This is a genomic window from Planococcus sp. PAMC 21323, from assembly GCF_000785555.1.
In the GTDB taxonomy this organism is placed as follows: domain Bacteria; phylum Bacillota; class Bacilli; order Bacillales_A; family Planococcaceae; genus Planococcus.
The window spans coordinates 1,630,252-1,653,118 of the sequence record NZ_CP009129.1 but is presented as its reverse complement, the minus strand read 5'-3'; the positions used below and the strand labels follow the sequence as shown (position 1 = coordinate 1,653,118).

General features: G+C 38.1%; 22 protein-coding genes. 18 read left to right on the top strand and 4 right to left on the bottom strand.

Annotated elements, in window-relative coordinates; translation table 11 throughout:
* Positions 1–10: 10 nt before the first annotated feature.
* The 5 genes from PLANO_RS08330 (at position 11) to PLANO_RS08310 (ending at position 3,813) form a co-directional block, all read left to right on the top strand.
* A complete protein-coding gene (locus PLANO_RS08330) occupies positions 11–226 on the top strand; it encodes a YozE family protein (RefSeq protein WP_038704007.1) in 216 nt (71 codons plus the stop codon).
* A 70-nt stretch (positions 227–296) separates the two neighbouring features.
* Positions 297–1,001 carry a purine-nucleoside phosphorylase gene (gene deoD, locus PLANO_RS08325; protein ID WP_038704006.1) on the top strand — a complete coding sequence of 235 codons (705 nt, stop codon included), beginning with the start codon at positions 297–299 and terminating at the stop codon, positions 999–1,001.
* 113 nt (positions 1,002–1,114) lie between these two features.
* Complete coding sequence (locus PLANO_RS08320) at positions 1,115–2,638, top strand: lmo1851 family serine protease (RefSeq protein WP_038704005.1); 1,524 nt, start codon at positions 1,115–1,117, stop codon at positions 2,636–2,638.
* A gap of 57 nt (positions 2,639–2,695) precedes the next feature.
* Positions 2,696–3,577 carry a CobW family GTP-binding protein gene (locus PLANO_RS08315; protein ID WP_038704004.1) on the top strand — a complete coding sequence of 294 codons (882 nt, stop codon included), beginning with the start codon at positions 2,696–2,698 and terminating at the stop codon, positions 3,575–3,577.
* The gene (locus PLANO_RS08310) at positions 3,574–3,813 is read left to right on the top strand and encodes a hypothetical protein (RefSeq protein ID WP_038704003.1); all 240 of its coding nucleotides are present in this window, start codon (positions 3,574–3,576) and stop codon (positions 3,811–3,813) included. Before PLANO_RS08315 ends, PLANO_RS08310 begins: the two co-directional genes overlap by 4 nt.
* Positions 3,814–3,872: 59 nt before the next feature.
* Here the strand turns inward: PLANO_RS08310 and PLANO_RS08305 are convergent, their stop codons facing one another.
* Positions 3,873–5,231 (bottom strand): MATE family efflux transporter, encoded by a 1,359-nt coding sequence (locus tag PLANO_RS08305; RefSeq protein ID WP_038704002.1) that lies wholly within the window; start codon positions 5,229–5,231, stop codon positions 3,873–3,875.
* Between the two features lie 208 nt (positions 5,232–5,439).
* Between PLANO_RS08305 and PLANO_RS08300 the strand changes: the two genes are divergently transcribed.
* The 9 genes from PLANO_RS08300 to PLANO_RS08260 all read left to right on the top strand — a co-directional run bounded on the left by PLANO_RS08300 (position 5,440) and on the right by PLANO_RS08260 (position 17,270).
* Entirely contained in the window at positions 5,440–6,516 is a 1,077-nt protein-coding gene (locus PLANO_RS08300; RefSeq protein ID WP_156108892.1) for an undecaprenyldiphospho-muramoylpentapeptide beta-N-acetylglucosaminyltransferase, read from the top strand.
* 29 nt (positions 6,517–6,545) lie between these two features.
* Complete coding sequence (gene dapF / locus PLANO_RS08295) at positions 6,546–7,499, top strand: diaminopimelate epimerase (RefSeq protein WP_038704000.1); 954 nt, start codon at positions 6,546–6,548, stop codon at positions 7,497–7,499.
* Positions 7,500–7,514: 15 nt separating this feature from the next.
* On the top strand, positions 7,515–9,161 hold the full coding sequence (locus tag PLANO_RS08290; RefSeq protein ID WP_038703999.1) for a diguanylate cyclase domain-containing protein: 1,647 nt from the start codon (positions 7,515–7,517) through the stop codon (positions 9,159–9,161).
* Positions 9,162–9,406: 245 nt separating this feature from the next.
* On the top strand, positions 9,407–12,217 hold the full coding sequence (locus tag PLANO_RS08285) for a 2-oxoglutarate dehydrogenase E1 component (RefSeq protein ID WP_038703998.1): 2,811 nt from the start codon (positions 9,407–9,409) through the stop codon (positions 12,215–12,217).
* A 24-nt stretch (positions 12,218–12,241) separates the two neighbouring features.
* Entirely contained in the window at positions 12,242–13,504 is a 1,263-nt protein-coding gene (gene odhB / locus PLANO_RS08280) for a 2-oxoglutarate dehydrogenase complex dihydrolipoyllysine-residue succinyltransferase (RefSeq protein ID WP_038703997.1), read from the top strand.
* Positions 13,505–13,592: 88 nt separating this feature from the next.
* A complete protein-coding gene (locus PLANO_RS08275) occupies positions 13,593–14,189 on the top strand; it encodes a DedA family protein (RefSeq protein ID WP_038703996.1) in 597 nt (198 codons plus the stop codon).
* Between the two features lie 95 nt (positions 14,190–14,284).
* Entirely contained in the window at positions 14,285–14,482 is a 198-nt protein-coding gene (locus PLANO_RS08270; RefSeq protein ID WP_038703995.1) for a DUF6501 family protein, read from the top strand.
* A gap of 67 nt (positions 14,483–14,549) precedes the next feature.
* Complete coding sequence (locus tag PLANO_RS08265) at positions 14,550–15,407, top strand: AAA family ATPase (protein ID WP_081976645.1); 858 nt, start codon at positions 14,550–14,552, stop codon at positions 15,405–15,407.
* Between the two features lie 9 nt (positions 15,408–15,416).
* Complete coding sequence (locus PLANO_RS08260; protein WP_038703994.1) at positions 15,417–17,270, top strand: vWA domain-containing protein; 1,854 nt, start codon at positions 15,417–15,419, stop codon at positions 17,268–17,270.
* A gap of 208 nt (positions 17,271–17,478) precedes the next feature.
* Here PLANO_RS08260 and PLANO_RS08255 read toward each other — a convergent pair whose 3' ends face one another.
* Both PLANO_RS08255 and PLANO_RS08250 read right to left on the bottom strand, forming a co-directional pair.
* The gene (locus PLANO_RS08255) at positions 17,479–18,660 is read right to left on the bottom strand and encodes a toxic anion resistance protein (RefSeq protein WP_038703993.1); all 1,182 of its coding nucleotides are present in this window, start codon (positions 18,658–18,660) and stop codon (positions 17,479–17,481) included.
* Positions 18,632–19,339, bottom strand: a complete 708-nt coding sequence (locus tag PLANO_RS08250) for a 5-bromo-4-chloroindolyl phosphate hydrolysis family protein (protein WP_038703992.1) — start codon at positions 19,337–19,339, stop codon at positions 18,632–18,634. Before PLANO_RS08250 ends, PLANO_RS08255 begins: the two co-directional genes overlap by 29 nt.
* A 204-nt stretch (positions 19,340–19,543) precedes the next feature.
* On the opposite strand from PLANO_RS08250, the gene PLANO_RS08245 reads away from it, so the two are divergent.
* The 4 genes from PLANO_RS08245 (at position 19,544) to PLANO_RS08230 (ending at position 21,087) form a co-directional block, all read left to right on the top strand.
* The gene (locus PLANO_RS08245) at positions 19,544–19,840 is read left to right on the top strand and encodes a DUF1033 family protein (protein ID WP_038703991.1); all 297 of its coding nucleotides are present in this window, start codon (positions 19,544–19,546) and stop codon (positions 19,838–19,840) included.
* A 185-nt stretch (positions 19,841–20,025) separates the two neighbouring features.
* Positions 20,026–20,226, top strand: a complete 201-nt coding sequence (locus PLANO_RS08240) for a cold-shock protein (protein WP_038703990.1) — start codon at positions 20,026–20,028, stop codon at positions 20,224–20,226.
* 132 nt (positions 20,227–20,358) lie between these two features.
* Positions 20,359–20,565 (top strand): cold-shock protein, encoded by a 207-nt coding sequence (locus PLANO_RS08235; RefSeq protein ID WP_038703989.1) that lies wholly within the window; start codon positions 20,359–20,361, stop codon positions 20,563–20,565.
* A gap of 45 nt (positions 20,566–20,610) precedes the next feature.
* Positions 20,611–21,087, top strand: a complete 477-nt coding sequence (locus PLANO_RS08230) for a YkvA family protein (protein ID WP_038703988.1) — start codon at positions 20,611–20,613, stop codon at positions 21,085–21,087.
* Between the two features lie 105 nt (positions 21,088–21,192).
* Here the strand turns inward: PLANO_RS08230 and PLANO_RS08225 are convergent, their stop codons facing one another.
* Positions 21,193–22,800: an ABC-F family ATP-binding cassette domain-containing protein gene (locus tag PLANO_RS08225; protein ID WP_038703987.1), complete on the bottom strand. Its 1,608-nt coding sequence runs from the start codon at positions 22,798–22,800 to the stop codon at positions 21,193–21,195.
* Between the last annotated feature and the right edge of the window lie 67 nt (positions 22,801–22,867).

The following is a 22,867-nucleotide window of genomic DNA, read 5'->3' as shown; positions in this document are numbered from 1 at the left end:
GAGTTTAACCGTGGATCGATCATTTTATCAATTTGCATTGAAATACCGTGGGAAACTCACGGCCGATGACTTTTCGCGCTTTGCGGATGCGATGTTCTTAGATCATTCTTTCCCGAAATCAGAAACTAATTTTGAGAGACTTTCAAAATACATTGAAGAAAAAGCGCACCCGGTCATGAGAGCAAGTATATTTGATGAAATATGGAGAGATTATACAGACGAATAAGGGTAGTCGTTGCACTAGCTACAAAAAAACAGTATGATTAAATCTACTATATAAAAGTGAGGTTTTATAAATGAGTGTTCACATTAATGCAAAAAAAGGCGATATCGCTGAAACGATTTTACTACCAGGAGATCCGCTTCGCGCTAAATACATAGCGGAAACTTTTTTAGAAGATGTAACGTTATATAATGAAGTCCGTAATATGTTCGGTTACACAGGAACTTACAAAGGTAAACGTATTTCTGTTCAAGGAACTGGAATGGGTGTACCGTCAATTTCTATTTATGTAACGGAATTAATGCAAGAATACGATGTAAAAAAATTAATCCGTGTTGGAACTTGTGGATCGATCCATAAAGACGTTAAAGTGCGTGACGTAATTTTGGCACAAACGGCATCAACAGATTCAAAAATGAATGAAATTATTTTTAAAGGCATCAATTACGCGCCAACAGCTAATTTTGATTTATTATTAAAAGCGTATAATGCAGGTGTTGAAAAAGGATTAAACTTGCGTGTCGGAAACGTCTTCACTGAAGATGTATTCTATAACGAATTCGCAGAGCATGAAAAATGGGCACAATACGGAGTATTGGCTCTAGAGATGGAATCTTCAGCGCTTTACACATTAGCTGCAAAATTTGGGTGCCAAGCACTTTCTATTTTAACTGTAAGTGATCATTTACTAACAGGTGAAGTAACTACGGCCGAAGAACGTCAAACTACGTTCAACGACATGATTGTTGTTGCTTTGGATGCAGCAATCCAAGACTAAGTATCTGCTCTAAGGTGTGATTTAAGTATCGATTTGAAAAAAAGACTGTCTCGACAGTCTTTTTCTTTTCATATTGTCAAGTTTTGAGCGCGATTATGAAAGTGGTGAAATAGATGGATGAGAAACGTCCGGAAGAACAGCAAGAGCCTATTACGCCGGTAGAAGAATCACCGTCGCACACTATTAAGATGAAAACATTTTCTTTTATTATGCTAGTGTTTCTTTTAATAATAGCAACGGCCGGTTTAACAGTTTTTGCTTTAACATTTGGTGATGAAAAAGCTGTAGAAGTAAATTCGCCTGAACGTCGGGAATTTGAAAAACTGTATACAGCGTACGATAAAATACAAGACCAATATTTTAAAGACGTTGATAGAAATGTATTAGTTAACGGCGCTATTAATGGCATGGTTGACTCATTAGATGATCCTTATTCAGACTACTTGAATGAAGAAGAAGCTTCGCAATTCTTAGAGGGCATCTCTTCTAGCTTCCAAGGAATTGGTGCAGAAGTGCAAGAGCGCGGCGGCTTTATAACCGTGGTTTCGCCAATTAAAAATTCGCCAGCAGAAAAAGCAGGCATTTTACCCAATGACCAAATTATTGCGGTAGATGATGAGAGCATTCAGGGATTTACAACAACCGAAGCTGTCATGCTGATACGTGGTGAAAAAGGTACAGAAGTTACATTAACGATTAAACGTGGGGAAAATGCAGACCCAATAGATATCAAAATTGTTCGTGATGAAATTCCAATTGAAACCGTTTATGCTGAAATGGTTGGAGACAATGTAGCGCATATTCAAGTAACAAGTTTTTCCGAAAATACGTATCAAGAATTACTAGATGCGATTAAAGAAATGGAAGACGAAGGCATGGAAGCGCTAGTTATGGACGTTCGTGGAAATCCTGGTGGCTTGTTAGATGTTGCACTCGATATTTCTGACTTGTTCATTGAAGAAGGAAAACCATTATTTGAAGTTCAAGCAAAAGGTGCAGAACCAGAAGTTTATATGTCTACCGCTGGGACTAAAGTTAAAGTGCCAGTTACATTATTGATTGACGGTGGCAGTGCTTCAGCTTCTGAGATCCTAGCAGGCGCGATGAGTGAATCTGCTGATATTCAATTGGTCGGAGAAAAGACTTTTGGTAAGGGAACTGTGCAAACAGCCAATGATCTCCAAGATGGCTCAAATTTGAAGTTTACTACAGCTAAATGGCTTACGCCGGATGGTAATTGGATTCATGAAAAAGGAATCGAGCCAGATGTTGAAATTGGTTATCCGGATTATGCCTCTCTTCCAGTTTTAGATACTACAGTTGAATTAAAAGACGGCACAATTTCAGAACAAGTGAAAACGGCTGAGCAAATGCTTGAAGCACTTGATTACGAAGTTGGTGAAGTCGATGGCGTTTTTGAAGAGCAAATGCTCGATGCCGTAAAATCGTTCCAGGAAGATGAAGAACTGGAAGTAACCGGCATATTAACTGGAGACAGTACTTTTGCGGTAATGGATGCATTGCGTGAGAAAATCAAAAATGATGATCCACAATTAAAAGAAGCTAAAAAGCTTTCTATGGAAAAAGCAGGCATTGCAGTTTCTGAACCAGAAGAAGTTGAAGAAACTGAAGAGTGATTCCAAAGGTCCGCTTATGCGGGCCTTTTCTTAATCAGTGATTGAAAGGGTGAGATGATGAAAGATGTATATTTGTTTAGTGGATTTTTAGGGAGCGGAAAAACAACGCTACTCAAAAATATGATCAGTCAAATGAAAGATAAAGGGTTAAAGCCAGCTGTTTTTATGAATGAACTTGGTAAAATGAACATGGATTCTGATTCAGTAGAAGACGGAGTACCGTTAAAGGAAATTCTAGACGGCTGTATTTGTTGTTCAGGTTCTGAGAAATCAGAAGCTCAAATTCAAACACTTTTGGCAGAAGAAGAATTTGATGTACTATTGATCGAAACAACCGGAGCGGCACATCCTGTAGAAGCTTTGGATGCTATTTTTTCTCCTTTGTTTGCAGAGCAATTACACTTTAAAGGAATTGTCACAGTAGCCGATAGCAAACGATGGATGGATCGTAACGGGCTCTCTCCACAAATTCGTTCGTTATTTTTAGAACAAATTCGCCATGCGGACTTGATATTGGCTAACAAAATGGATTTATTGAGTGACAGTGAGCAAGGGTCAGTCGTATATGAAATCCAGTCGTTAAATCCGACGGCTCAAATTATTCAAACCGTACATGCTAAAATTCCGTTTTCAGCATTGGATAAATTAGCGACATCTTCAACAAAAGATGTTGTAAAAGCTCCTATAGCGAAATTAAATTTAAATACCAAAGTATTGCAGTTTGAAGCACCTGTTCAACGCGAGAAGTTCGAAGAGTGGCTGCGTACATTGCCAGATACTGTTTACCGAGTTAAAGGGTACGTGCCACTTGAAGGTGATAAATATCCTCATGCTTTTCAATTTGCATATGGTATGGCACAATGGCTTCCTGAATACATGAAAATGCAAAACCAAATTGTGGTTATTGGGGAAGGGTTAGAAGAGGTCGAATTACCGTGATAGAATCCTACCGAAAACTTTGGCCAAAAAGAGCAGCAACAGCTCAAATTCTCACTCAAAAAGAGTTAGAAAGTCAGATTCTGATTGAGTTGAACGACGAACTGACCCATCCGCGTGTTCGAAAGTCTAAACAACAAAAACTTGATCTAGCATTATTACGCATTTCAGAATCGGATTTATCAGATACTGAGAAAATGGGTTTAATGTCGTTATATAAAAAGTTAGCCTCGAGTTAAAAACATAAAATTAAAAGCAGGAAGCGAAAATTAACAATTTTCGCTTCCTGCTTTTTTTACTACCTAGTTGTTTGTCTAGCAATTTTCTTTTGAATACTTATTAATCGGATAGACAACGTGATAGCACCCGCTGTTAAACCAACAATCAAACCAATCCAATAACCAAATGCACCAAAATCTGTATAGTTGGCTAACCAATAACCACAAGGCAATCCAATGATCCAGTAGGAAATGACTGCCATAACAAATGTAATGTTGACATCTTTATATCCTCTAAGCGCACCTTGAACAGGGGCTTGAACGGCATCAGATAATTGGAACAAGGCAGCAAAAAGTAAAAATTGAACAGCAAGTTCAATAACTACAGGATCAGATGTATACAAAGCTGCAATTTCGGCGCGCATAAAATACAAAATACAGGCAGAAACGAAACTAAATATAACAGCAGTACTAACACTTAACCAACTATATTGTCTTGCATCACGAAAGCGCTTGGCTCCAACTTCATAGCCAACAAGAATTGTAGCACCCATCGAAATACTAAGTGGCAGCATATACAGTAGGGATGTGAAATTTAATGCAATTTGATGAGCTGCGATGGTAAACGTACCGTAAGCCGCTAACATAAATGTTACTGCTGAGAAAATGCTTGTTTCTACAAAAATTGAAATACCGATTGGAACACCAATTCGACTAATTTCAATCCAGCGACTAATAGATAGCTTTGGCCATTTGCGGAAGATTCCATATGCTGAGAAAGGATTTCTTGTGTGAATAATCCACACAGAAATTGCTAAAATCAACCAATAAGTGATAGCCGAAGCGAGTCCGGCACCAACGCCTCCAAGTTCTGGAAAACCGAATTTCCCAAAAATCAATAAATAGTTGAAAAAGATATTGATCGGAGTTGATAACAAGGAAATGACCATCGTAACGCGAGTTGCACCCAATGCATCAATATAAGAACGCAATGTAGTGTAGGCAAACAACGGGATCAACCCAATGCTCATTGCCCTTATGTAACGACCTGCTACCTCAGCAACAGCCGGTTCAAGGTTCATTAATGATAGCAAAGAATCAATGCCAAAATAGAAAAAGGCAAATACAATAGTGGAAAGTAAAAGCGATAAATAAATTCCTTGTTGAACAGCTTGTGTAACTTGTTCTCTTTTCTTAGCTCCCATCAATTGTGCTACAATTGGGGTAATGGACATGAGGATACCAGCTAGTCCAATGTAGACAGGAACCCAAAAAGAGGAACCTATTGATACACCAGCAAGATCTTCTGTTCCGTAGCGGGAAGTCATATAAATATCGAAAAATGTCACCATATACATGGCCACTTGTGTAACAAGAATTGGAAATACAATTTTCACTAATAATAATATTTTTTCTTTTTTGGTGCGTGTTTCGTGCATATGTTCTTTCCTCCCACAATTTCCGTATGTTAAATTTTTAATCGCACCATTATTTAGAAAATCATTTAAAAAAATGGCGATATTGGTTATTTCTTTTATGTAAGAAAACGTTTCAAATAATATTTAACACATAAATTTTAGTATAGCATAGTTAGTCTTTCTCTTAAGAAAAACTAACATTACCAATTTAAAGATGAGAGTAGGACGATTGATGAACAAAACAATTATATTAACCGGGGGCGGAACGGCAGGGCATGTCTCGCTAAATCAGGCGCTAATTCCAGAATTAAAGAATTTAGGATTTCATGTAGAATATATCGGATCTAAAGAAGGCATTGAAAACGAACTTATCCGAGATTCGTTTCCATCAGTACCATATCATGCAATATCAAGTGGTAAATTAAGACGATATTTCTCTACTAAAAACTTCTCGGATCCATTTAGAGTTGGTGCTGGATTGATGCAAGCAATGAACATTATTCGCAAAACCAAGCCAGTAGCCATTTTTTCTAAAGGTGGATTTGTCTCTGTCCCAGTTGTAATGGCAGGCAGAATGCTGTCAATTCCCGTGATTATCCATGAGTCGGATGTTACACCAGGACTAGCTAATAAAATTGCATTACCTTTTGCTGATCACATATTCACTGTATTTAAAGAAACGTTAGCGCATGTGCCAAGTGACAAGTCAACATGCACGGGATCAGTAATTCGAAACGAATTGATGCAAGGTTCGGTTGAAAAAGGAAGAGAAATATGTTCGTTTTCTAAAGAACTGCCTGTGTTGTTAGTAATGGGGGGCAGTCAAGGATCTGCGATGATTAACTCCGCAATCCATAATAATTTAGAGCAATTACTTGAACAATTTAATATTATTCATTTATGTGGCAAAGGGAATCATGTTCGGGAATTGGACGTACATGAAAATTATCGCCAATTCGAATATGTCACACATGAATTACCTCATTTATTGCATATGACAGATTTTGTCGTGTCGCGTGCAGGGTCGAATTCTATATTTGAATTTTTAGCATTAAAAAAGCCGATGTTGCTTGTCCCGCTATCGATGCAAAAAAGTCGTGGAGATCAAATACTTAATGCCAACTTATTTGAAAAACAAGGATTCGCTCATGTTGTCGAAGAAGAAGAATTGTCTGCAGAGCGTTTTATAAAAGAACTTGCCCTATTACAATCAGACAAAGATCAGTTAATTGAAACAATGACTCAAGCCGAAGCACCAATTACAGCAGCTGAAATGGCTAAGTTGGTTGCTACATATACAAAATAATTGCTATTAATTTATAAGAGGTGACCGGAATGGAAATGACATTGATAAAAGTCCATGGCTCTATGAATACGTTCTATATGTTTGAAGGAGAAGAACGCGAAGATTATGCACAATTAGCTATACAACTATCAGCCTTAGATGATGTTGACGGTATACTAGTTATTTTACCTTCAGCTGTTGCACATGCGAAAATGCGCGTTTTCAATAATGATGGTTCTGAAGCATCCATGTGCGGCAATGGATTACGTTGCGTTGCTCGCTATGTTTGCGAGCGTGATAACGTTCAAGAAGCCATAATCGAAACGATGAAAGCATCATTACGCGTTAAAAAAGTAGAGACTTTAAACGAAGGCATCGAAACATACGCTGTGGAAATTTCCCCGGTTTCATTTTTGCTTGATAGTTTGCCGATGAACTATCTAAACCATACCGAATGGATTCAAAAACCGTTAGCATTTATTTCTGAAGAGATTCCGTTTTCTGCGGTCACAGTTCCAAACCCACATTTGATTGGCATTGTACCTGACGAACTTCAAAAAGATACAAATCATCAACAAAAATGGGCTCAGTATTTCAATGGGGACAATGAGTATTTTCCTGACGGAGTCAATGTTAGTTATGTAACACCGGTAGAACAGGGCATATTCGTTCGAACTTATGAACGCGGTGTTGGATTTACCAATGCCTGTGGTACTGCTATGACTGCTTCAGCGTTAATCAGCTGTATGGCTGGCCTAGTACCTTTTGGTGAAGTATCTGTTTATAACCCAGGTGGGCTCGTGAAATGTACAGTTATTAAAGATGGTGACAACATCGAGCTCCAACTTACAGGTAATGCTACATATCTTTCAATGGTGAAATTTAAATGGGCAAGTAATTTAGAAGGCAGCAATTTTTTGTCTACTAAAACTTTAGATGAACAAAAGAATTATGAAAAATTTATAGAGAAAGTTACTACTTTTTCTAGTCATTTTGTCAATTAGAAAGCGGTGGATTAGATGTTAATGCCTTTTACTGTGGAACAGCTCGACCTTCTTTATAAAAACGCTAAAGATCCAGTTTATTTCATGAGGAAAAATGGTGATACATTTGATTATGTTTACGTAAATCCAGTATGCTTTACGCTTTTTAATAAGGAATTGGTTGGAACTAATCTGGACGAAAGTATGCCGTCGTCCCTGGCAAGAGAAATTAAAAAACAATATTTGATTGCGATAAAAGTTGGTAAGCGCCATACTTACCGTGACTATAGTCTGTTTAGTGAGTTGGATACAGCAATGGAGACTGAATTGACGCCAATAAAATTTGGTGATCAGCAGTTTGTTCTCGCTATCACAAAAAACGTGACGATTCAAAAGAAGATCGAAGAGGATTATCTATTTTATGAATCATTAGTTCAAAACTCAGTAGATCCTATGCTAATGATTTCAGCAGAATTTATGATCTTAGATCTAAACCCGGCTTACGAAAGCACATTCGGTGTTTTCAAAGAAGAATGGATTGGACGCTTTTACGACGACTTGCCAGAAAAATATAAAGAATTTTTTGGTACAGGAAAAAACCTATTGCAACATTTTTCGGCACAATCGAAAAGTACATCAATGATTATGAAGCGTGCTAAGCAGGATGGTTCAGAAGTGAAATTTTCGGTTAGCTTTTCTCCTATAAAGGAAAACGGAATGATTCGTGCGTTTCATATTGTTTTTAGGGAATTGACAAGCGAGTTACTACTAAAAAATGAGCTTAAAAAGACCGAAAATATTCTGGAAAGCTACAAAGATGCGCTTAATTTCGCAGCGCTTGTCGCGATTTGGAATAGCTCTGGTACGATAGAATTTGTGAATGATAATTTGAATGAACTAACAGGTTATAAACATGAAGAGTTGATAGGATTACATATTTCGAAAATAGGAGATCCTATCGTGTCTACAGAACTACACGATGAAATATGTAAAGTGATTTCACAAGGTGAAATTTGGCGTGGACATATCAAAAGTGTCAAACGTAACAATGACTTTTTCTGGGTAGATGTCACGATTATACCCTTGTTCGATATGGCAGGTGAAATCTATCAATTTTTATCGATTCTTTTTGATGTAACAGAACGAAAACAGATGGAAGAACAACTACATCATATGGCATATCACGATAGTTTGACCAATTTACCTAATCGACGTTATATGATTCAGCAATTTCAACAACTAAAAGAACAAGCTGATTCTAATAAAGAGTATATTGTTTTATTGTATTTGGACGGAGATGACTTTAAGTTAGTCAATGATGAATTCGGACATAACGTTGGAGATGAGTTTATTTTTCATTTTGGCAAAGCAATTAAATCAAGCTTACGTAAAAATGATTTGGTAGCAAGAGTCGGGGGAGATGAATTTTTAGTCGCGTTGCGCGGAGTTGTTCCAGAAAACAGTCAACAACATTTTGAAAATGTTATTTCTCGCATCAATGAATCGCTAGCAGAAGGGTGGGCGATTAACGGACACCATTTTACGCCAACTTCTTCTGCAGGAATTGCCATATACCCTGAACATGGAAAAGATTTTGATGAATTAGTGGAAAAAGCCGATGCCGCATTATATTTGGCGAAAAGTAAAGGTAAAGGAACTGCATATCTTTATTCCGTACAGTAAAAAAAACTCAATATCGACTAAATCCGACCGAACATTGGCTGAAATGAGCTTTATTTGATGTTATGTGAATCTTTTCACGAAAATGCTTTGATTTTCGTCTGGGAAGTAGTAAGATTGATAGGGAATTTTAAACTTTAATTGCCTAAACGCCTTCTGCTTTATGTCTAATCGGAAGCGTGATAAAATGGGCAAGACATATACAAATAAAGTGACTGCCGTCAAACAAATAGTTGGAGGTTTTTTTAATGTCTAGCAATTATCCAGATGCAAAATCCCCATGGAGCTCTATTACTGGTCCGAACTTGGGATACGTAATGGAAATGTATGAATTGTATCAAGAATCACCTGAATTACTTGACCCAGAATATGTTGAGCTTTTTAAACAATACGGTCCGCCGACTGAAATGCCTAAAGAGCAAAAAACTTCAGCTGCACCAGCTGTAGAACCCAATAATTTCGAAAAAGTGTTAGCTGCCGTTCATTTAGCTGAAGCGATTCGTGCGCATGGTCATTTAGCATCAGATATCTATCCGCTTAAAGATCAACCTAAAGATTCCTCACGCATGGAACCTTCAACTTATGGATTAAGCGAACAAGACTTGAAAGAAGTACCTGTATCTTTAATTTTGAAAGATGCACCAAGCAATGTCAGCAACGGTCTTGAAGCTATTAATTATTTGAAATCACTTTATACAGATAAAGTTGCCTTTGAATTTTCTCATGTGATCCAACCGCAAGAACGCAGTTGGCTACAAGAAAAAATCGAAGCAGGTATCGCAAAACCAAAACTTGATGCAGATAAGAAAAAACAAGTTCTTGATTTGTTGACACGTGTAGAAGGTTTTGAAAAATTTGTACATCGTACGTTTGTTGGACAAAAACGCTTTTCAATTGAAGGTGTAGATTCATTAGTTGTATTAATGGATGAACTTGTGCGCATGTCCGAGTCAGCAGGAACGGAAGACATTATGATCGGGATGGCGCATCGCGGTCGTTTAAATGTGCTTACACATATTTTAAATAAACCATATGAAATGATGTTCGCTGGATTTGCACACATTGGTGATGAAGCATTTCTTCCAAAAGACGGATCGCTTCAAATCACTAAAGGGTGGTTTGGAGACGTGAAATACCATATGGGCGCAGCATATAAATCTGAAACGGGGACAAACGTTAAGTTAGCTTATAACCCTTCGCATTTAGAAGTTGTTAGTCCAATCGTAGCGGGGCAGTCTCGTGCCGCTCAAGAGCTTACAAATAAACCAGGTATTGCTGAGATTGATGCGAAAAAATCATATGCCATTCTTGTACACGGCGATGCTGCCTTCCCAGGACAAGGAATCGTTACTGAAACCTTGAACTTTAGTCGTGTTAAGGGCTATCAAACTGGTGGGTCAATCCACATTATTGCAAATAACTTGATCGGATTTACAACCGAACAATATGATTCAAGATCTACACATTATTCTTCAGATCCAGCAAAAGGATTTGAAGTGCCGGTTATACACGTGAATGCAGATGAGCCTGAAGCAGTAGTTGCTGTTGCTCGTTTAGCATTTGAATACCGCGAGAAATTTAGTAAAGACATTTTAATCGATTTGATTGGTTACCGCCGTTATGGTCATAACGAAATGGATGAACCTTTAGTTACAAATCCAACGATGTACCATGGCATTCATCAGCATGATACAGTTCGTAAGCTGTACGGTAAACAACTAGCAGCTGAAAATGTTCTTTCTGAAGACGATGTTCAAAAGCTTGACAAAGATGTTCAAAAAGAAATGCAAGAAGCTTATGACCGCGTGAAAGAAAACAAATCAGAAGATTTCCCTAAACTTGAAATCCCTGAAGCTGTATTAAATGGTTTCCCTGAAGTTCCAACGGGAATTGATCAAGATGTTTTAACTAAAATGAACGAAGAATTATTATCATGGCCGAGCGATTTTACTGCATTCGGCAAACTGGCTAAAATTTTAAAACGTCGTGAAGAGCCTTTCAAAGGTAAAGGGAAAATTGATTGGGCTCATGCTGAAACGCTTGCGTTTGGTACAATTTTACAAGATGGAAATCCAATTCGTTTAACTGGACAAGACGCACAGCGTGGTACATTTGCTCACCGTCATCTTGTTTTACATGATGAAAAGAACGGCAACGAACTTGTGCCATTGCATCACATTTCAGATGCTAAAGCATCGTTCGTAGTTTATAACAGCCCACTTAGTGAAGCATCAGTACTAGGCTTCGAATATGGTTATAATGTTGAAAATGATAAAGCATTAGTAATTTGGGAAGCACAGTATGGCGATTTCGCTAATATGGCTCAAATGATGTTTGACCAATTTATCTCTGCTGGACGTTCAAAATGGGGACAAAAATCAGGTTTAGTTATGCTTTTGCCTCACGGCTATGAAGGTCAGGGACCAGAGCATTCGAGTGCACGTTTAGAAAGACATCTCCAAATGGCTGCTGAAAACAACTGGACAGTTGCGAATCTATCGAGTGCCGCAAACTATTTCCATATTTTACGTCGTCAGGCAAAAATGCTTGGAGAAGAGTCTATTCGTCCATTGATTATTGTGTCACCAAAATCATTGCTGCGTCACCCATTAGTAGGTGCATCAGTAGGTGATTTGTCAGAAGGACATTTCCAAACGATTATTGAACAGCCGAATATGGGCGAAAATGTGAAAAAAGTAAAACGTATTTTATTTGCAAGTGGTAAAATGGCAATTGACTTAGCGGAACGAGTCAAAGATGGTACAGGTTATGAGTGGGCACATATTGTCCGCGTAGAGCAATTGTATCCATTCCCAGCTGAGAAAATTAAAGCAATTGTTGATCGTTATCCTAACGCTAAAGAATTGGCTTGGGTACAAGAAGAGCCAATGAATATGGGTTCATGGACATTTGCAGATCCATATTTGCGTGAACTCGGAGACGGTAAAGAAGTGAAATACTTTGGTCGTATCCAACGTCAAAGCCCTGCAGAAGGCGACGGAGAAGCGCATAAAGTAGAACAAGCACGCATTATTGACGAAGCATTAGCTAAATTGTAAGGATAATCTAAGGAGGAATTTTTTGTGGCAGAGATCAAAGTACCAGAATTAGCAGAATCGATTACAGAAGGAACAATCGCTCAGTGGCTTAAACAGCCGGGCGAAACAGTTGAAAAGGGAGAATTCATCGTTGAACTGGAAACAGATAAAGTAAACGTTGAAGTTATTTCAGAAGAAGCTGGAGTTGTTCAAGAACATTTAGCACAAGAAGGCGATACAGTTGAAGTAGGACAAGTAATCGCGATCGTTGGCGAAGGTTCTGGCGAAGCTGCTGCTCCTAAAGCTGAAGAAGCTCCACAAAAAGCAGAAGAACCTGCTAAAACAGACACTCCTGCTACTCAAGCACCAGTGGCAGAAGATAAAACGGCTGAAGAGCAGTCTTCTTCTGATCGCACAATTGCAAGTCCTGCAGCGCGCAAATTAGCTCGTGAAAAAGGAATCGATCTTGCAGCAATTACGCCAGTAGATCCTATGGGACGTGTTCGTGTTCAAGACGTTGAAGCTCATGGCTCAAAACCTGCGGCAAGTGCACCTGCTGCTAAAGCTGAAGCACCAAAAGCTGCTGCTCCTTCTTCTGATGAAGAAAATGGTCGCGTTGTTCGTGAAAAAATGACTAGACGTCGTCAAACAATTGCTAAGCGTCTTCTTGAAGTTAAGCAATCAACTGCAATGTTAACTACATTTAACGAAATTGATATGACAAACGTTATGGCATTACGTAGCCGTAAAAAAGATCAATTCCTTAAAAACAACGATGTGAAACTTGGCTTTATGTCATTCTTCACAAAAGCAGTAACTGCAGCGTTGAAAAAATACCCATACGTTAATGCTGAATTAGATGGTACAGATGTATTGCTAAAACAGTTTTATGACGTAGGAATTGCTGTTTCTACTGAAGAAGGACTTGTTGTACCGATCGTTCGCGATACGGACAAAAAGAACTTTGCTGAAATCGAAGCGACAATCGGTGAACTTGCTACTAAAGCTCGTGACAAAAAACTTTCAATGGCAGATATGACAGGTGGTTCGTTTACAATCACGAACGGTGGCGTATTTGGTTCATTGATGTCTACACCAATTTTGAATGGTACACAGGTTGGTATTCTTGGAATGCATACGATCCAAAAACGTCCTGTAGCTATTGGCGATGAAGTTCAAATTCGTCCGATGATGTATGTTGCGCTTTCTTACGATCACCGTGTAATTGATGGAAGCGATTCTGTTGGTTTCTTGAAGATGGTCAAAGACATGATTGAAAACCCAGAAGATTTATTGCTAGAATCTTAATATTTCTTAAAAAAGGTAGTCCTGCGTTGCAGGACTACCTTTTTTTTGGCATGATTAGAGTAAGAAGAGCCTAAGGCGGTAGAAGTCCATGGATATTTCATTTTTTCTTGAACTGGTGCAAAAATACGGATATTTTAGCATGTTTGTGTTTAATTGGTTGCTGTTATTTGGTTTACCCATCCCCAATGAAGTGGCAGCTGCAGTTTCAGGTGTTTTAACAGAAATTAGTCATTTTAATCCGTATTATGCTTTTTTATCAGCTTATGCTGGATTGGTTACTAGCAATACGTTCGCTTATTTTATCGGTCGAAGTTTAGGGCATCGTATGCTAAATCGCTTGAATAATACAGGATTACATCAAGCAATTAGTCGCTTTAGTAACTTTTTAGAAAGACGCGGAGAGTGGGCAATTGCCTTTAGTTTTTTCTTACCAGGAATTCGTTGGGCGATGCCGTACGTTTTAGGGGCCAATCGATTCCCTATTATGCGTTATATGCTGTTTGCATATACAGCGGGATTTGTATGGATGTTTATTTATTTTAATATCGGCAGAACTTTTCCGTATGCATATGAAACTATTCTCGATCATATACAAGGATTTATGATTTTGTTATCAATTCTGATCGTAAGTATTTTAGTGTTACGGTATATTTATACAACGAAATTTCCGAAAAGTGACGATTAACTATAGGTGAGTCATAACTATGGAAATACACTATTTGAATTTAACAGGATACTTCCTTATACTAAAAGATAGACAGATAGAAAAGGGTGATGAATATGCTTCACAATGAATGGTTAGATAAAGAAACAATCAGAACAGTGACATGCAAACATACAGATGCAACTAAATTTTTAGTTTCAAACGTGTTAACCGAAGGTGAAAAATACGAAGTAAAAAATGAAACCGAAGAATTTATTTTTGTAGTAGATAATACAGGAAAAATTGGCGGCTTCTATAAAACATATTTCGAATAAAACAACGTTAACAATGAGAAAAAGTCGATGGAAACATCGGCTTTTTCTATGGAAAAGAGGGACATTTATGTCATTGGTAAAAGAAGATATAACAAATCGACAAAAACGATCGCATGATGAATATGAAAAACTCATTGGTAAAACAGGTTATATTGCTCCTGATGAACATTTATGGCAAGATATTTTATCAGCGATCGTTTTACGAAAGCCGGTATTGTTAAAAGGACCAACAGGTGCTGGTAAAACTAAGCTTGCCGAAAGCATTTCAGCTCTTTTTAAGCAGCCCATGCAAAGTATTAACTGTTCGGTTGACTTGGATGCGGAAGCATTACTAGGCTTTAAAACATTGGTTCAACGCGACGGACAAAGTGTTATCGAATTTGTGGAAGGTCCAGTAGTTACCGCAATGAAAAAAGGGCATTTTCTATATATTGATGAAATCAACATGGCGAAAGCAGAAACTTTACCGATTCTGCATAGTGCATTAGATCATCGTCGAATGATGACCAATCCGTTTACGGGTGAAGTGATAGAGGCTCATCCAGACTTTGGTGTAATTTCGGCAATTAATGAAGGCTATATCGGAACAGCACCTATGAACGAAGCGTTAAAAAACCGTTTTATCGCTTACCCGATTCCTTACTTGACCGGGCTACAACTCGCTGAATTATGGAATCGTGAGTTTCCAGAAGCAGCTGATGAATTAAAGACGTTCATGCTGAATTTGGCAGAGGATTTAATGAAGCAAGTAGAAAACGGTTTATTATCGGAAGAAGCCGCTTCTATTCGAAGCTTGCTTGACGCGACGGCATTAGCTCAACATATGGATCCGCTGCGAGCTGTTCAATATGCAATTGCTGAAAAACTAGATGATGAAAGTGAACGTGATTTGTTCATGGATTTGGCGAATACTTGGAAAAAGTAGGTGAAAATGATGGCATCAGTTAACCGCTTTATTCAATTTAATAATGAGACTATTGATACCAAGTTGCTCCACCAAATGGAATTACTTGCTGCTGCTTTAGCGGACGCGCCGTATTTAAAAGTAACAACACGTAAATTAATCGAGCTACGACCATCCGAATTGGCGATATCGATGAGTGTGTTTTGGCGACACCGGACGAAACGAATAGAGCGTAACGGTTATTTATCCGATATCTATTTATTGGCTGCGGGGTTTTGGCGTGATTTTAATTTAACCGAATGGCGCAATTTCAAAAAAAGCAACACGAAATTGTCGAGTCTTCGTGAACAATTGTTACTTTGCGCAGAGGAATTTCGGTTATCCGAACAAATTAAATCTTTACGACCAGGAACGGTAGCCGCTTTTGATACTCGAGAAACAGTTTATACAGAATATCACGAAGATCAATCCAAGCAAAATCTTAAAAAAGGTTTTAAAAGTGATCTTTTTATCAATGCCGCGTATTTACGTTTACGCGGGATCGAAGTTGATGTAGGGGAACTAACAAATGCATTATCCCTAATTTGGACAGAGTTGTTTGATGCGAAGTCTACAAGGGACTCTGTAAGGGTTGTAAATCGGATAATGGACCGAGCTGAGTATATGCTCGAATCAGATTCACTTCATACTTACTATACTTTCGGGGAAGCACTTGAGAAAATCCCACCATTTCATTACCACGAAGGTATTGAAGCAGATGAAGCCGAAGAAGCCGAAGAAATAGAAACGATTGAAGAATGGTTTGGTGCTTGGCACAGAGAAACTGAAATTAGCGAAGCCCCTGCGATGGAATTTGAGTTAGAACAAGGGGATTCTCAACTTGCAGACGGTGGTAGAGAAGAAGCTGGTGCTGGTGAAGTGGAACAAACAGCAAAAGGTGATTCGAGCGGTGATCATATAGAAGATAGCGATAAAGACGATCGCCAAATGAAAAGTAAGCCGAAAAAAGCAGAAGGCAAGTTCGGTTCGGCAAATGACCAAGTAGTGTATCAGGAATCGCGGTTAAAAGTTGTAGGTGACCACCGTTTGGAGATTGAAAACTGGCGAAGAAAACAAGCGCCATATGTTCGCGCATTATTAAAAGAATTGAAAAAAAGAATGACTCAAAGGCAGGAGGGCATTCGCAGCAATTTGAATGCTGGAAGATTGTCTAAAAAACTAGTGCCACTTGCGATTGAAGAGCGCCCAAAGCCATTTTACCGAAAAACAGCGCCATCTAAAGAACTCGATGCTGTTTTTTGTTTATTAATTGATGGATCAGCGTCAATGCTTGATAAGTTAGATGAAACTAAACAAGCGGTTCTTTTATTTCACGATGTGTTGCGAGGTTTGAATGTGCCACATGAAATTGTGTTATTTTATGAAGATGCCTACGAAGCAAGTGACGCCGAACAACCGAATTATTTCGAGTGGATGCATAAATTTGAAGATCGCAATAAAGACCATGCGCAGACGATCGCGTCTCTCGATGCACATGAAGACAATCGAGACGGCTTTGCAATTCGCTGGATGAGTAATCGTTTAAAACATCGAGTTGAAAAACACCGCTTTTTACTAGTCTTTTCTGATGGAGAGCCATCTGCTTACAATTATGCAGAGAATGGCGTAGTAGACACTGCAAACGCGGTTTCCGAGGCGAAAAAGAAGGGCATTGAAGTGCTGCATTTATTTTTAAGTAGCGAATCGATTTCAGAAGACCAAGCAGCGTTTTATCGTATGATGTATGGCAATAAATCCGTTAGTGCCGATTCTCTTGAACAATTTGTAGAGCAAACTTTGCGACTGTTGAAAAGAAGTTTGCATTTGGTAATACAAGCAGTGTAATTAAGGGTGCTCTCAGTAGAGAGTGCCTTTTTTATTGTTTATTAGTAGGATGGATTTCCAATTATTTGGATATACTGTCCGGATTCGAGTAAATACTGTCCGATTGAGCTTGAATACTGTCGAATCCAGTCTAATACTGTCCAAATCAACTAGAATACTGTCCAATGGACAAAATCCCCGGAAGCTCAAAGCTCCCAGGGATTTCACATTAATTATTATTCTTTTCGTGGCCGTCGTGGATTGCCAGTAAACGCTGTTTTAAATCTTCTTCCATTCGACCGATTTCAAGTTCAGCCGCTTTACGGTTTTTGCGACCTTCTGCCTGGATTTGTAAGGTTTCTTCAATTGTTTCTAATAAGTTTTCCTGTGTTTTCTTCAATGTATCAATTTCAACGATGCCGCGTTCGTTTTCACGCGCTGTTTCAATCGAATTCATTTTCAACATTTCTGAGTTTTTTAGAAGTAAATCATTAGTCGTTGCTGTAACTTGTTTTTGAGCTTCTACAGCTTTAAGTTGTTTATTTAACGTCAATGCAATAGCAATTTGATTTTTCCACAAAGGAATCGACGTCATGATCGACGATTGAATTTTTTCTGCTAAAGTTTGATTGGTTTGTTGAATCATGCGAATTTGTGGTGCGCTTTGAATCGTAATTTGACGCGATAATTGTAAGTCATAAAGTCGTTTTTCTAAACGATCAACATATTGCACCATGTCATTTACTTCTTGATAAACCATTTGATCATGAGATGATTCAGCTTTTTTACGAAGAGCGGGAATTGTGTCATTCATAATTTCATCGCGCTTTAGTTCAGCAGCTGCGATATAAACATTTAACGCTTGAAAATACGTTTTATTTTGATCGTAAAGTTGCTCGAGCATTTGTATATCGTCAAGCAATCCACGTTTAGAGTGATCAAGTTGAATGCTAATACGATCAACTTGACTACTTAGTTTTTGGTATTTCGTCATCATTTCTTGAACCGAATACTTGGCTTTTGAAAAGAGTTTGCGTATCCCACCGCGTTTCGCTTGTGTCAACTCTTCAGGATTTAGTTCTTCTAGCTTTTTCATTAAATCATGAAGTACATCACCAACCGGACCAATATCTTTTCGCTGAACATGATCCAACATTTTATGAGAAAACTGACTTAACTGGTTTTGAGCGTTGGCACCATAAGTAAGAATCGCTTCGTTATTGCCTACTGGAATTTGTTTAGCAAGCTCACGTGCTTTTGCTTGTTCTTCCTCGGACAAGCGGTCCATTAATGAAACAGGTCGTCCTTCTTTTTGTTCGGCTAGTGATTGCTCTTGTTTTTCCATCTGCATGCCAAATGGAGATTCTAATAAATCATCTAATTCACTCTGATTTGATGGTTTTTCTGTCATCTTCCATGTCTCCCTCGTGTTCAGAGTCTGGCTGAACAAGTAATTTCTGATCGTTGTGTTGATCTACTGCTAATTGTGCATAATCTAGTTCCATGCGTAACCGTTCAATGTCGCTAGATAATACACGTTTCAAGTCTTGTTCCATTACTTTGTTTAGAGATAATAACATTTCTCGTGTATCTTGCAAGGTAATACGCATATCTGTGTCTTTGACTGGTTGTCCAACCAAGAGCGTATACTTCTCAGTTAATTCGATTGCTGAATCCAAATGGGAATAAAAGAAGGGTTCAGCTAAATAAAATTTCCTCGGGTTTTGTTGGACCACGGTAATGATCTTATTTGCGATTTTTGTCATATCCATTAATTGCTTAAAAGAAGAAATGGAGCGGACTTTATAATAATTCCCTTGAAGTTGTTTGATTTTTTCTTTGCCTTCTTTTATTTGCATACGTACGTTTTTGTATTCATTGCGTGTCATGCCAAAATTTTTAGAGTCCGAAGAAAGTTGAACTTGTTTCAAGGTGCTATTACTAGCAATGTACGTGCCAGCGGCTACAGCTCCTGAAGCGATTAGACCAATTTCAGCACCTAAATAAAGAACAGGAAACATTACCGCCATAATCGGTAAGCTGACGGTTTGCCTTTTGATAAAATTTTCAATAGGCTTTAGGGGTTTCATGCAAAGGACCTCCTTCACTACTACTTAATGTATACGTCCTGAGCTTTGAAAAGTTTCATTTCACTGCATTTGCTCTTCTATATTTTACGTGAAACAACAAGTCAATACAAACTTTGGAATCCTTTTAAAATATAATGCATAACACTTTACAAGTAGAAAGGGATTTGGCACAATGCTAATTAGGAAGAAATGAGGCAGGCAGCTATGCACGAAATTATTTATTTGAGAACCAATTATGAACCTTGGTGGATGTTTGAAGGTTGGGAAGAAAAAGTTGTAAATCGACATCAATTTAATTCAACTGAAAACGCTCAACAGAAATTGGAAAGTCTCAAAAATGATTTTGATCGCCGTTTTTCTAATCAACAACAAAAAGATTTTGCTTTTACGTGCTATTGGAACGCGGAAGAAGTAGAATATTGTGAAGATTGCGAAGAGGATTTGCAAATATTTCATGGGCTGATTTGGCTAGTTAATGGGAAACCACATACAAATTTTTAGATTTATTTGACTTTTGTAGTTAATTTGATATAATAAGGGTAACAATATGAAATCTTTACCAATGACAGCTATTCACATATTCCCAAAAGTGATCAGCACACGATGGTACTTTGGGGAATATGTGAATTTTTTTATTGTGAAAGATTCCATATTGAAAATTTTTCTTACCACAGGAGGTAATTTATATGCAACAAGGAACAGTGAAATGGTTTAACTCAGAAAAAGGTTTCGGTTTTATCGAAGTTGAAGGCGGAGACGATGTATTCGTACACTTCTCAGCAATCCAAGGCGAAGGCTTTAAAACACTTGACGAAGGTCAACGCGTAGAATTCGAAGTAGAAGAAGGTAACCGCGGACCTCAAGCTACAAACGTAACTAAAGCTTAATAACCCAGAACCGCTTCTCAGAAGCGGTTCTTTTTTTTATATAATAAAGTCTCGTGAACATAGAAGGTTTTTGTTCATCTTCAAATGGGTATAATTAGTAGAACAGAACAGAGATTATAGGAGGTTTTTAAAATGGAAGGTAAAGTAAAATCATTTGATGACGGTAAAGGGGTAGGAATGATCACAGGGGACAATGGCGAGGATTTTTTCTTTGAGGAAATTGATATCAATGTTGATGGCTTTAGAAAATTAAATCCTGGACAGCCCGTGAAATTCACCATATATGAAGGTGTCGCTGATAAAGAACGTGTTGCGACAAATGTAACTTTAGTATTTTAATTAATAAAGTAAGTACTTTGAAGATAGAGTGAAGGAGACAAAAATATGACAAATGAATATTTAAAAAAACCTATGCCTAGTGAAGAAAAACAACAAGATTTCTATCAAAAACTACGTCAAAAAGTGCAAACATGGGTAGATAATAAACCAGGGATATTAGGAACAGTTAGTGGCTATGTTTTATTTGCTCCTGATTTGTTTCATTTATTGACAAGGTTAATGTTAGATAGCCGAATCGATGCGAAAAGCAAAGCAGCTGTGGGAGCGGGGATTATGTATTTCATCGCACCTATCGATTTTTTACCAGAGATTTTAGTAGGACCAGGCGGATTCCTAGATGATGTGGTTGTTGCGGTCTTTGTTATTAATACCATTTTAAATAAGTTTCCGACAGAAGTTATCACCGAGCACTGGACAGGTGATGAGAATTTGTTATCCGTTGTTAAGAAAGTATCTAACTCAGGAAACAAATACGTTTCTAAATTGCCAGCAGGTCGTTTAGTCAAACGTTTTACAAAGTAAATCATTATAGGAGCTGTAGGTCTATGTAGACCTGCAGCTTTTATTTGTTTCAATAGAAAAAAGCAGATCCTCTCAAGTGAAAGGATCTGCTATAATTACGTTGTTTTAGTTTGTGATACCTTGAGTTTCTTTCCACTCCAAGAATTCATCATAAGTTAATTGCTTATCTAGGATTGACCCATCTTCACGGATTTCAATCACGCGATTCGCAACCGTTTGAATAAACTGATGGTCATGAGAAGTGAAGACCATGGCACCTTTAAAGGCAATCATACCATTATTCAATGCTTGGATAGATTCAAGGTCCAAGTGGTTTGTCGGTTCGTCCAATAATAGGACATTAGCGTGTGACAACATCATTTTCGAAAGCATGCAACGCACTTTTTCGCCACCCGATAAAACAGAAGGTTTCTTTTTAACTTCTTCGCCTGAGAACAACATTCTGCCAAGGAAGCCGCGTAAGAAAGTTTCACTTTCATCGTCTGGTGAATATTGACGTAACCAGTCTACTAGTGAAGTTTCGCTGCCTTCGAAGTAGCTTGAGTTATCGATAGGTAAGTATGCACGAGAAGTGGTTACACCCCATCGAGATTCACCTGATTCAGGTTGATCTTCTTCAGCTAAAATACGAAGAAGTGCCGATTTTGCAAGTGGATCACCGATTAAAACGATTTTGTCTTCTTTGCTCATATTAAAGCTGATATTGTTTAATAGTTTGTTCCCATCAACAGTTTGGCTAAGATCTCTAACAGTTAAGACATCGTTACCGATTTCACGGCCAACTGTAAAGTTGACAAACGGATATTTACGAGAAGACGGACGGATATCATCCAACTCGATTTTATCCAGCATTTTCTTACGTGACGTTGCTTGTTTCGATTTTGAAGCGTTAGCAGAGAAACGAGCAATAAAGGCTTGAAGCTCTTTAATCTTTTCTTCTTTTTTAGAGTTTTGATCTGATGCCAAACGTGTTGCTAATTGACTTGATTCATACCAGAAGTCGTAGTTACCGACGTATAGTTGAATTTTTCCGAAATCAAGATCAGCAATGTGTGTACATACTTTGTTAAGAAAGTGACGGTCATGGGAAACCACAACAACAGTATTCGCGAAGTTCATCAAAAATTCTTCAAGCCATTGGATAGCTTTCAAGTCTAAATGGTTAGTAGGCTCATCCAGCAAAAGAACATCAGGTTTACCAAACAAAGCTTGTGCTAAAAGAACTTTTACTTTGTCAGAACCAGATAATTCAACCATTTTCTTGTCATGAAGATCTTCAGTTATTCCAAGTCCTTGAAGTAAGATTGCAGCTTCAGACTCAGCTTCCCAACCGTTCAATTCAGCGAATTCGCCTTCAAGTTCAGCAGCGCGCATGCCATCTTCATCAGAGAAATCTTCTTTCATGTATATCGCATTTTTTTCAGACATTACTTCGTATAATTTCTTGTGTCCCATAATGACGGTTTCAAGAACAACATGATCCTCGTACTCAAAGTGGTTTTGTTTAAGAACAGCTAGTCGTTCACCAGATCCCATATAGACATTTCCAGATTGGGGTTCAAGTTCACCAGAAAGGATTTTAACAAAAGTTGATTTTCCGGCACCATTGGCACCAATTAATCCGTAACAGTTACCAGGGTTAAATTGAATATTGACATCTTCGAAAAGCTTACGGTCACCAAAGCGAAGACTTACATCAGTTGCAGCTATCATGTATACGTACCTCCTAAATTTCACAATAAGATTAGTATACCACGAATTCTACGGAAATCGATAGCAT